The organism is Actinospica sp., from assembly GCF_035552695.1.
GTDB lineage: Bacteria > Actinomycetota > Actinomycetes > Streptomycetales > Catenulisporaceae > Actinospica.
In genome coordinates this window covers 1-10,244 of the sequence record NZ_DASZKT010000149.1, presented here as the reverse complement: position 1 = coordinate 10,244, position 10,244 = coordinate 1, and the positions used below count along the sequence as shown (strand labels likewise).

At 69.2% G+C, this 10,244-nt stretch carries 18 protein-coding genes; all 18 read left to right on the top strand.

Annotated elements, in window-relative coordinates; translation table 11 throughout:
- The first annotated feature begins 164 nt into the window (after nucleotides 1-164).
- The 18 genes from VG296_RS18500 to VG296_RS18415 all read left to right on the top strand — a co-directional run bounded on the left by VG296_RS18500 (nucleotide 165) and on the right by VG296_RS18415 (nucleotide 10,074).
- On the top strand, nucleotides 165-347 hold the full coding sequence (locus tag VG296_RS18500) for a hypothetical protein (protein WP_325567198.1): 183 nt from the start codon (nucleotides 165-167) through the stop codon (nucleotides 345-347).
- Nucleotides 344-1,018: a hypothetical protein gene (locus tag VG296_RS18495; RefSeq protein WP_325567196.1), complete on the top strand. Its 675-nt coding sequence runs from the start codon at nucleotides 344-346 to the stop codon at nucleotides 1,016-1,018. The genes VG296_RS18500 and VG296_RS18495 overlap by 4 nt, the downstream gene beginning before the upstream one ends.
- Nucleotides 1,015-1,278 carry a hypothetical protein gene (locus tag VG296_RS18490; protein WP_325567195.1) on the top strand — a complete coding sequence of 88 codons (264 nt, stop codon included), beginning with the start codon at nucleotides 1,015-1,017 and terminating at the stop codon, nucleotides 1,276-1,278. Before VG296_RS18495 ends, VG296_RS18490 begins: the two co-directional genes overlap by 4 nt.
- A complete protein-coding gene (locus VG296_RS18485; RefSeq protein WP_325567193.1) occupies nucleotides 1,259-2,032 on the top strand; it encodes a hypothetical protein in 774 nt (257 codons plus the stop codon). Before VG296_RS18490 ends, VG296_RS18485 begins: the two co-directional genes overlap by 20 nt.
- Nucleotides 2,029-2,202, top strand: a complete 174-nt coding sequence (locus tag VG296_RS18480) for a hypothetical protein (protein WP_325567191.1) — start codon at nucleotides 2,029-2,031, stop codon at nucleotides 2,200-2,202. The genes VG296_RS18485 and VG296_RS18480 overlap by 4 nt, the downstream gene beginning before the upstream one ends.
- 285 nt (nucleotides 2,203-2,487) lie before the next feature.
- Complete coding sequence (locus tag VG296_RS18475; RefSeq protein WP_325567189.1) at nucleotides 2,488-2,811, top strand: hypothetical protein; 324 nt, start codon at nucleotides 2,488-2,490, stop codon at nucleotides 2,809-2,811.
- A 12-nt stretch (nucleotides 2,812-2,823) separates the two neighbouring features.
- Nucleotides 2,824-4,008, top strand: a complete 1,185-nt coding sequence (locus VG296_RS18470; RefSeq protein WP_325567187.1) for a hypothetical protein — start codon at nucleotides 2,824-2,826, stop codon at nucleotides 4,006-4,008.
- A gap of 190 nt (nucleotides 4,009-4,198) precedes the next feature.
- Complete coding sequence (locus tag VG296_RS18465) at nucleotides 4,199-4,441, top strand: hypothetical protein (RefSeq protein ID WP_325567185.1); 243 nt, start codon at nucleotides 4,199-4,201, stop codon at nucleotides 4,439-4,441.
- Nucleotides 4,442-4,453: 12 nt separating this feature from the next.
- Nucleotides 4,454-4,600 (top strand): hypothetical protein, encoded by a 147-nt coding sequence (locus VG296_RS18460; RefSeq protein ID WP_325567183.1) that lies wholly within the window; start codon nucleotides 4,454-4,456, stop codon nucleotides 4,598-4,600.
- A 3-nt stretch (nucleotides 4,601-4,603) separates the two neighbouring features.
- Nucleotides 4,604-5,452, top strand: a complete 849-nt coding sequence (locus VG296_RS18455) for a hypothetical protein (protein WP_325567182.1) — start codon at nucleotides 4,604-4,606, stop codon at nucleotides 5,450-5,452.
- A 1-nt stretch (nucleotide 5,453) separates the two neighbouring features.
- Entirely contained in the window at nucleotides 5,454-6,446 is a 993-nt protein-coding gene (locus VG296_RS18450; RefSeq protein ID WP_325567180.1) for a hypothetical protein, read from the top strand.
- 1 nt (nucleotide 6,447) lies between these two features.
- Entirely contained in the window at nucleotides 6,448-6,867 is a 420-nt protein-coding gene (locus tag VG296_RS18445) for a hypothetical protein (protein WP_325567178.1), read from the top strand.
- Nucleotides 6,868-6,870: 3 nt separating this feature from the next.
- The gene (locus tag VG296_RS18440) at nucleotides 6,871-7,425 is read left to right on the top strand and encodes a hypothetical protein (RefSeq protein ID WP_325567176.1); all 555 of its coding nucleotides are present in this window, start codon (nucleotides 6,871-6,873) and stop codon (nucleotides 7,423-7,425) included.
- Nucleotides 7,425-7,877, top strand: a complete 453-nt coding sequence (locus VG296_RS18435; protein ID WP_325567174.1) for a hypothetical protein — start codon at nucleotides 7,425-7,427, stop codon at nucleotides 7,875-7,877. Before VG296_RS18440 ends, VG296_RS18435 begins: the two co-directional genes overlap by 1 nt.
- Nucleotides 7,874-8,281, top strand: coding sequence for a hypothetical protein (locus VG296_RS18430; protein WP_325567172.1), 408 nt, complete (start codon nucleotides 7,874-7,876; stop codon nucleotides 8,279-8,281). Before VG296_RS18435 ends, VG296_RS18430 begins: the two co-directional genes overlap by 4 nt.
- A gap of 2 nt (nucleotides 8,282-8,283) precedes the next feature.
- Entirely contained in the window at nucleotides 8,284-8,661 is a 378-nt protein-coding gene (locus tag VG296_RS18425) for a hypothetical protein (protein ID WP_325567170.1), read from the top strand.
- A 1-nt stretch (nucleotide 8,662) separates the two neighbouring features.
- Nucleotides 8,663-9,004, top strand: coding sequence for a hypothetical protein (locus tag VG296_RS18420; RefSeq protein ID WP_325567168.1), 342 nt, complete (start codon nucleotides 8,663-8,665; stop codon nucleotides 9,002-9,004).
- Complete coding sequence (locus tag VG296_RS18415) at nucleotides 9,004-10,074, top strand: hypothetical protein (protein WP_325567166.1); 1,071 nt, start codon at nucleotides 9,004-9,006, stop codon at nucleotides 10,072-10,074. Before VG296_RS18420 ends, VG296_RS18415 begins: the two co-directional genes overlap by 1 nt.
- The last annotated feature ends 170 nt before the right edge of the window (nucleotides 10,075-10,244 follow it).

The window sequence follows — 10,244 nt, the reverse complement described above, 5'->3', positions numbered from 1 at the left end:
GCCGGCCTTGACCTGCTCGGCGACGGCGCCGACGACGGGGCACCAGCGGTGGTCATGCTGGCGCGCGGTCGAGGAAGCGTGCGGGTACTTGGCACCAGCAGTTTTCCTTGCCATTGGCCGCGCCTCTCGTTAGTTTTTCTTATGCTCAATGTAGGATAGCGATCATGGCGTTCGGACTGAAGCAGGCGCGGGAGACGGTCACCGATGCGGCGGAAAAGCTGGCGGCGACTGCTGCCGACACGAAGGCCGCGGTGCTCGGCGCTGTGGTGCTCGGCGCGGTGGCGCTGCTCGTCGGCCTGATCGCCCTGGTGCTCACGGTGCAGACCCGGAAGGTAGTGACGGCATGACGACAGCGGTTGCCGACGTCGACGCGGCTTTCGAGGCGGCTCTCTCGGCTGATGCCGGGCGGGGCGTCCCTGCTTACGTCCCGGCCCCGCCGAGGCAGGAGCGCGACCCGGAGGCGCCGCACGGCCGCGCCGAGGACGGTTCCCCGCTCGCCCCGTACGGTGTCAAGCAGGACGGCACGCCGCGGCTCCGCGAGCCGGGCCCGGGCCGGCCGAAGGCCGAGGACAAGCCGCGCGTGACTTCCGCCCCGGCTGTGAAGGCCGCCGGCGCGAAGGCGGCCGCGGCGGACTACACCGACGACCTGCTCGGCCTCGGCACTGCGGTATGGCTGGGCATCTCGAGCATGAAGGGCGGCGCGCTCGGCCCGGTCCGGCTGCCGGACTGCCGGCCGTACGCGGCGGTGTGGAAGCAGACGCTGCCGCAGATGGCGGCGGTGTGGAACACCGCGGCGCAGCAGAACGACCAGGTGCGCTCCGCGGTGGAGAAGTTCACCGGCGAGGGGACGATGACGTGGGTGGTCGGCGTCGCGGTGGTGTCGGCCGGGTTCGTGTCGTCGTGCGTCGAGCTGGCCAAGGCCCCGCCGGAAGTCCGCGCGAACGCGACCGCGGCGAACGACGCGCAGCTCCAGGCGTACGTGAGCCGTCAGGTCGAGGCGATGGGCGCGGCGGCGTGAGCGGCGACCTGATGCCGATGGAGTCGGCCGGCCGCGCGCTGCGCGGCATGGCGGCCGAGCTCGCCGAGGACCTCAAGCAGCCCGCCGCGCGTGCCGGGTTCACCGTGTCGATGGTGTCGGCGGCGCTTCTCGCGCGGCGCCTCGGGTTCCTGCCGACGCTGGCGGTCGCGCTGCTGGCGGGCGTGTCCGTCGAGCACCTGTACGGCATGGTCGAGGACATCCACGAGAAGCTGACCGCCGATGCGACTAGCGAGGTATGACCGCGACGAGTTCGTCGGGCACCGCTTCGACTGGCAGCGCGGCGAGCACCTGTACGCGAGCGAGCCGACGCAGCAGGGCAAGAGCTTCCTGCTTAACCAGCTCGTGCAGCGCGTGCTGTCGGACTACGAGCCGGGCGACCTCCGGTTCTGCTCGATGATGCCGAAGCCGCGCGACCCGGCTACGTCGGAGTGGATGCCGCGCATCGGCCTGAAGGAAACGCACCGCTGGCCACCGCCGAAGACCGTGTTCGGCCAGAAGCCGGCGGGCCACGTGCTGTGGCCCCGTCACCTGGTGAACGCGACGCCTAAGGACAACCGGGCGCACGTCGGCGGCGTCCTGCGCACCGCGATGAAGGATCTCTACTGGGGCGGCAACTCGCTGACGTTCATCGACGACGCGCACATCGCCGCCGTGCTGTGCGGGCTCAACCCGGAGATCGAGGAGCACCTGACGGCGGGCGGCGGCATGGGCGCGTCGCTGTGGCTCGCCAACCAGAAGCCGAGCGGCTCGGTCGCTACGGGCTCGCTGACGACGTTCGCCTACTCGGCGCCGACGCACCTGCTGCTCGGCCACGACCCCGACGAGCGGAACCTGAAGCGGCTCAGCGAGATTGGCGGGGTGAATCCCGACCTGATCGCCGACATCGTTCGGAATCTCCCCGTGCACCGGATCATGACGCAGGGCGGCCCGAAGAACGTCAGCGAGAAGCTGTACATCCACAAGCTGGGCTACATGTGCGTGGTGGGACTGTGAACAGCGTCTGGATTCTGACCCGCGAGTTCGATCATGCCGACGGCGCCGAGTACGTCATCGTCGGTGTTTTCTCGACCGAGGAAAGTGCGAACGCGGCTAAGGACGCCGACCCGAATCCTGAGTCGTGGTACGGCGCCCTGGCCGTCGCCGAGTGGCCCGTCGATTCCTAATGCTCAGCGCGCGTCAGCGTTAGCGTTTCTAACGCTCCCCTGTATGCTGTACCTGTCACGAGAGAGGCCGGGAGCGGTGAATAGCCATCCCGGCCTTTCGTGACACCCGCTCCCGGTCCCTCTCCCCTACAGGGGAAGGTCACGCGGTTGAGCACTCCGGTTCTGGTCCGGCACGATGCAGGATGCAGCGCGGCTAACCGTGCTCCTGGCGGCGGTCACAGCGACGCTGCGAAGCGGATCAGCGACACGTGGAACCTTCACCGCGTCGCGTGCGGCGAGCTGTCGGTGGGCCAGTGGTTCGCGGCCAGGCTCGCCGACGGGACCACCGACGACACCCTGTACGCCTCTCGGCGGGCCGCGATCGTTCACCAGCATCACGACGAGCAGTTCTACGCGTACTTCCGGATCATGCCGACCTACATGTCGGTGTGCTCGGCGGCGTCGGTCCTGCGGTGGCACCGCGAAGCGTACGACGCCGGTTTCCGGCTTCCCGACCCCGACGACCGCCGCGGCGGCCCGCAGATGATCCGCAGGCTTCGCGCCGAGGACCACGAAAACCAGATCGCCGCACTCAAGACCGGCTTTCTCGGCTTCGGCTATCAGAACTAAGGAGCAGCGCACATGCCGCCTACGGCACCCCCGCAGCAGGCCCCCCAGGGCAAGCAGGCCGCCGCCCCGGCTATGGCCCCGTGGCCTTTCCCGGTCGGCGTGCTGGACACGCAGAACGCGTCCGACTACGACCAGACCAAGACCATGACCACGGGCACCGTCCAGTTCCCCGACGTCCAGGTGCAGCCTGACGGCTGGACCCGCGGTATCTGGTTCGACGTCAACGGCGTCACGTCGGCGAACGCGGCCACCGTCGTGTTCAACGGCGACGCGGCGGCCGGCACCGGCGCCCCGTTCTCGGCGATCAACACGGTGCTGTTCAAGGACACCGGCGGCGAGCAGATCTTCGGCCCGTTCAACGGGTACGACTGGATGACGATCAACAAGTTCGGCGGGTACTTCGAGGTAGGCGACCCGCGCGCCGACTACAACTACCTTGCGACCGCGGGCGCGGGCTCGACCGGCGGGTCGTTCCACTTCAGCCTGTACCTGCCGCTGGAGATCAGCGCGGCCGACTCCCTCGGCGCTGTCGAGAACCGCTCCGAGAACTCGATCTACCGCGTCTCGCTGACGCTGGAGTCGTCCACCGTGGTCTACGGCACCGCCCCGACCACGCTGCCCACCGTGGAGATCAGGACCACGCAGGACTCCTACACCGAGCCCGTCGCGGCCCTGTCCCTGTCCGGCCGCCCGGCCGCGCAGGCCCCGCCGTCACCAGGCACTTTGCAATATTGGAAGCAAGAAAGCGCTGTGGTGCCGGCGGCGGCGTACAGCACGCTGATCACGAACGGCATCGGCAACGGGTACCGCACGATCCTGTTCAAGCTGATCCGGAGCTCGGGCACCCGCGCGAACGGCACGGCCGACTGGCCCGACCCGCAGGAGCTCGACCTCGGCACCACCCGCGTCCGGAACCTGTACAAGAAGACATGGCAGGACAAGATGATCCGCGCCTACGGGTTCACCGGCGGGACGTCGACCGACGCGGCGCTCTCGCTGGAGAACGGCGTGTTCGTGCAGTGGTTCAGCCTCGACACCGGCCTCGAGCCGGGCAACGAGTCGCGCCGAAAGTACCTCCGGACCAAGCCGGGCAACACCTTCAAGCTCCGCGGCACCTACGGCACCGCGGGCACCCTGTACGTCACCAGCAACTACATCGTCCCGCGGAACAACGACTTCTCGCAGATCGTCCGCTAGCGAATCAGTCGCCCCCGACTGATTTCCGCTGAGAACACGGAGGAAAACAGATGAATAAGTACGTGCTTTACGCGGGCCTGGTGCTGGCGGGCGTCATCCTCGCCCCCCAGATCCGCAAGCTTCCCCTGCTCGACAAGCTCCCCTCCGTCTGACGATGGCGGCGAGCGCGGGTCCTGTCCTGGCGGCCGGGGTGATCACCTTCGCTAACGAAGGCCTGCTCGCCCCGGCGGCCGGGGAAGGCGCGGCCCGCTGGAACTGGCGAGTCGTCCCCGCTACGGCCGGGCTCGCCCTCGCCCTGACGGCACTGGAGAAGCTCGCACCGGGATTCGCCGTCGGCCTGGCGTGGCTCACCCTCGCCACGGCGCTGCTCGTGCCGTTCGGGAACGCGCCTACGCCGGTCCAGACGGCGGCCAAGGCGCTCGGCTACGGATGAAAGGCGGATCACGTGAGCGTGATTCAGAAGTGGCTCGCCGGCCTTATCGGGCTCGGCGCGCTTTACCTCGTGGGCACGCAGGGCAAGGGCCTTGCGACCTCGCTCGGTGCGGCTCAGAAGTTCGTGAGCGGCACCGAGGCCACCGCGATCGGACGGTAAGTCATGGCGTCCGGACTGGCGGCGCGGACGGCCGCCCGCGGATTCCCTGCGCCCGGTTACGCGTCCGACTCGGCCGAGGCGGTAGCGGCCGCGGCACTGGCGTCGCAGGGCGGCTGGGCCGACCCGGCGCACGGCGAGATCAGCTACGGGCCGTCCCCGTCGACGCTGCACGGGTTCGCCCTCGAAGGCCCTGGCGACGTCACCCTCGACATCGCCGGGGACCGTCCGGGCCCTGGTGAGATGCACGACCCTGACCAGACTCCCGGCTACGGCCCGGGAACCTACCGCACGCACGCGGCCCCGGTCCCCGGCTGGGCGGGCTCCTACCACGACTTCGGCGCGCTCGACGAGCTGCACCAGAACAGCCGCAGCATCCACAGCGTCAACTTCGGCGGCTCCCTGCTTCAGGACTACGGCCCCGGCCAGTCTCCCGGCGGCACTGAGCTTCCCATGGACCCGTCGGGGACCGAGGACTACGGCTACAGCAACCAGCCGCCCCTGACGGGCGCTCAGCGCGTGCTGGGCGGCAAGGACGCGGTGCAGGGCTACGGCGGCGGCGGGTCCGGTCCCGGCGGCGTCAACGGCGACGGGTACGGCTCTGTCCGGGCCAATCACAAGAACGTCAGCGGCAACGTGGTCAACGCCTACCTCGACCCGGCCGAGCGGCCGTTCATCGTCCCGCAGGCCGCGGGGACCTTCGTCCCCACCGACGCGGTGACGGGCCCTGAGCCGTTCAGCTCGTTCATCGCGGCCGACGGCAACGCCTACAGCGACCCGTCGGCCTATGCCGCGCCCCCGGACCCGGCGACCCTCTCGCAGCCGCTGACGTCGGCTACCGCGTGGGGGTGGTGACGTGGCGGGCCCGCTGAGCGGCGACGTCGACATCCCGAAGGTCGGCAAGTTCCCGAAGATGGCCATCGTGGTCGGCGTCGGCGGGGTGGTCGGGCTGATCATCTTGCAGAACCGCAAGAACTCGGCCGCCGCGGCGGCCCCGGCGACGGCAGCGGGCGGCGACCCCTACCCGTCCGACGGGACCACGGGCAACCCGAACGACCCCTACTCGCTCGACCCCACCACGGGCGTGACCTACGGTGACGAGGCGGCGTCGGGCGCCGGCACGGGATACGGCGGCTACGACGTCGGGCTCGGCGGCACCGGGGGCGGCTACGGGATCTCGGCGGTGACCGACTCCTACCCGTGGGACGGCACCTACGGCAACAGCAACGACCCCTACTCGATGGACTCGGGGACCGGGCAGACCTACGGCAACGAGGGCGCCACGGGCACCAGCCCCGGCATCACCTCCGGGACCGCGGGCCCGCCGTTCTCGACGAACGCGCAGTGGTCGCAGTACGTGCTGACCTACTTCGCCGGGAACGACAACCTCCAGGCGCTGACCGACGCCATCGGGCTCTACCTCGCCGGGCAGACGGTCACCGCGGCGCAGCAGGGCCTCATCAACGACGCGACCGCGATCGGCGGCCCCGCGCCGGTCTCCGGGCCGAACGGCTACCCGCCGAGCATCAAGACCGCGGGGTCGACGTCGGGCGTGACCACGCCGACCGGCGGCTCTCCCGTCGCCAGCGTCTCGGGCGGCCACGTCATCAGCGTGAATAACAACGATGCCGAAGTCGGGTGGACCGCGAAGGGCGCTACGCAGTTCAAGGTGACGATCCACGGCCCCGGCAAGATCAACGGGCGGACCAACACCATCAGCGGCACGACGGCGAGCTACTCGGGCCTCGAGGCCGGCCACACCTACGACGTGAGCGTGCAGGCGCTCGTCAACGGCAAGGCATCCGGCAAGGCCGGGACCATCACGGTCAAGACCACGAAGGGAAAGTGACATGGCCTTCAACCTGAAGCCGCGGCTCGGCGCGGAGAACTCCGTCGTGGTGTCGCTCGGCGTCGCCGCACTGATCGTCGGCATCTACGGATCCAAGGTCGGCCCCGTCGCCGACGCGCACGCCACCCCGGCGAACGACGGGAACATGCTCGCGTCCGTAAAAAAGGCCGGCTGGGAATCCACCGTCCTCATGGTCGGCCTGGCGCTGCTCACCCAGGACCCGAACATCGTGATCCTCGGCGGGGCGACGATCGTGTCGGAGGAGCTGTCCTACCGGCACGCGATCATGAGCAACCCGGACACCGGTCAGATTGACCTGACCCCGCAGTCCTATGCCCCGGCCGGCGGGCAGGCCGCGGCGCCCGACGCGGCCCCGTCGGGCGGGTACGCCTCGGGCATCCTCGAGGCCGTGGCGGGGTAAGCGATGGCGGGCGGCATTGACGGGCTGGCTCTCGGCACCATCGGCGCCGGGAGCCTGTTCCTGTGGGCGGCCGTCCAGGGCAAGAGCATCACCGGCACCCTCCAGGCGCTCATCAAGGGCGGCTCGCCGGGCTCGGCCCCGGCCGCGAACGCGATCACGCTCCAGACCGCGAGCGCTGGCGCCGGCTTCGACATCGCTACGAACATCCCGGCGGGCTCGGCCGCCTACAGCTCGTCGAGCGCGGTCCAGAAGCTGTGGACCGACAACGGGGGCCCGTCGAACACCGCGGCGTTCGCGGCCGCTATCGCCGGGGCGGAGTCGGGCGGGTCGGCCAAGGTCACCAGCTCCAACCCTGACGGCGGGACGAACGTCGGCGTGTTCCAGCTCGACACCAAGGGCGTCGGCAGCGGCTACAGCGTGGCCGAGCTCCAGGACGCGAACCTCAACACGCAGCTCACCATCATGGCGACCGGCGGCGGCGTCAACTGGCAGGAGTGGGGCAACTCCGTGGCCGCGGCCGTCGGCTACCACTACACCCCCGGATCGGCGGTGCCCTGATGACGTGGTTCGCGTTCAGCGGCCTCAACAGCGGCCAGGCGGTGAACCTCGCCGGCACGCAGGAGAAGCAGGCCGTCGTCGAGGGATTCCACGGCTACGCCACGCAGGCGCAGGCGCAGGCCGCGCCCAACTCCGTCAACCTGCTGACCCGCACCTTCGCCGACGCGTGGATCGCCGACTACAAGGCGGCGCTCAAGGAGCAGGCGCAGCCCGGCGGGGCCAACGCCAGCATCTACAACCCGGCGACCGCGGCCAGCGCGGCGGCTACCGGTGTGGCGAACTCGATCCCGGGCCTCTCGCAGATCGGGTCGTTCTTCGGCGCGCTCGCGCAGGGGGCGACCTGGATCCGCGTCGCCGAAGGGCTGCTCGGAATCATCCTGATCGCCGTCGGCCTGGCCAGGATCACGCACGCGGTACCCATAGCAACCAAGATCGCGGGAGCGGTGGCATGAGCGACCAGGTAGTCACAGAGCCGGTAAGGGCCGTCAGCGTTCACGTGGCGTCGTCTGACGTCCCGATGGGGGCGCAGCCGGAACGGCGCAAGGCCAGGAGCGTGGTTTTCTACACGGTGGTGCTGACGAGCGACGAGCCCGCCAAGCAGGTGCTGCGGCCCGACCCCAACCGGGTCATCGCATATGTCCAGGCCGGGGGCGCGAACGTCGTGCTCACGACGAACAGGGCCGATGCCCAGTCCCGGCAGAACACGGGCGACACCAGCCTTGCCCAGCCGAACGGCGCGCTGCTGCCCTACGGCAACACCAGCCCGACGCCCCTGGAGACCACCAGCGAGGTATGGGCCGCCACCCCGACCTACCCGGCGCAGGTATCCGTGGTTGCCGTCTACGAGGCAGGCTAGCCGTGGTCGCGTGGGGACTGGAGGCGTTCCTTACCCTCGCGCAGCTCGGCGGGATCAGCTCCTACGCCCTCCAGGACTGGCCCGGGCTGGAAACCTCGAACGTCTCCGCCTCGTGGACGGCGCCTAATGACGGCCTTCAGCACCAGGTCACCGTCAAGGCCACGCTCACGGTGACGGCCGACGAGACCGGCGGCAAGGTCATCGTCTACAGCTGGCGCAGCTTCCCGGACGTGACGCTCTTCGCCGAGGGACTGCCGGCGGGCACCTACACGCAGCAGGCAACCCTCTCACTCGCGCCGGGAGACACTGCCGCCGTGTGGCAGACGACCAGCCTCACCGCGGGGGCCGCCGTGCTGAACGCCGGACTGTCGAGGGGGTGACATGGCTAGCCTGACGCTGACCGAGTCGACCTCGGTCACCCTCGACGGCAGCGGCAACGGCACGGCCAGCCTCGGCCCCAGCGGGCCGCAGGAGACATGGACCCCGTCCAACGTGTCGGTGATCTGCTCGTCGAACGTGAGCGAGGCGACGTGCAAGGCGTTCGCCGGGCCGTCGCCGACATCGCCGTACTTCAAGGACATAACGGTGGACGGGTCGACCGGAGACGCTACCGACAAGTGCAACATCCCGATACCGAAGGGCTGGTACGTCTGGGCTGTCTGGACCGGGGGCGACCCCGGCGCCACGGCCACGCTCAACGTCGACGGCACCAAGGGGCCCTGATGCCGTTCAAGAACTACTCGCTGACCAAGAACGGCCAATTGACCATTGGCCAGATCTTCTCCCCCGATTTCATTACCGGCGTATCGGGATGGGAGATCCGCAAGGACGGCTCAGCGGAATTCAATAACCTCGGCATCCGCGGCACGTTCAGCGGCACCGATTACGTGATCAACAGCGCCGGCGCATTCTTCTACAACGGCACGCCGGGCCCGGGAACCCTGCTGATCAGCCTTGCAACAGCAGCCGGAACCGACACGTACGGGAACGCCTACCCGCTCGGCCTCCAGGTGCTCCAGGGCATCATCTCCGGCAGCGAGTTCATGGGTACCAACTGGCTGGAAGACCCCGACGGCATGTTCATGTACGACGGACCCCCCGCCACGGGGAACCTCCTGCTGTCCGTCGCCCCGCTGCCGGGGACCGACACATTCGGGAACGCCTACCAGGCAGGTGTCTGGGCGTATTTCGGAGGCGACAGCGTCGGCCTGTTTAACCAGGGTTCAAGCCCCGCGCTCATTTTCAACCCGGTATCCGCGACCCTATCCCAGGGTGCGGAAGCGTTCGCTTTCACGACTGCTCATGGTCTGGTTACCGAGCAGGCATGGCTAGCGGTCTCGTCAGGAAAAGAATCCGGCAAGGCGGACGCGGCAATTCAGTTCGTGAGCGAGTCGTCCGACGGCACGATTCCCCCGTCGATGATTTTCGAGTTCGGGGGCGCGGACGCCGTTACGCTCACCGCGGCGAACGGGTTCACCGCGGACTCATGGCACAACATCACGCTCGACTCGGGGTGGTCCGCGTCCGTGACCCCTCAGTACCGGCTGCTTCCCGACGGGAACGTTCAGGTCCGGGGGCAGATCACGCACGCAGGCGTCACCGCGCTGACGACGATAAACAACTCAAACCCGGTCCCGGCCGCCTACCGCCCGGCAGCTACCCGCGTGTACCGTCCGCCCATCGCGGGCGACAGCGCGGGAACCGTGGAGATCACGTCGGCGGGGATCCTCGCCATGCGGGCGAGCGGGTTCACCGCGACCGCAGCATTCCTAGACGGGGAGTACAGCCTGTAAGGACCCGGAACGCGGCCCGTGCCTGACGTGCGGCCGTCTCGGTCTCCATAGCGTCGGCGGCCATACAGGACAGCTCGGTGCCGCTCTCCCTCTCCCGCAGCCCGGCAGGCGTCATGCCCTGATCCAGGAGCATAAGGCCGACGCGGTACGCCGTGGCGCCCTTCTCGTCG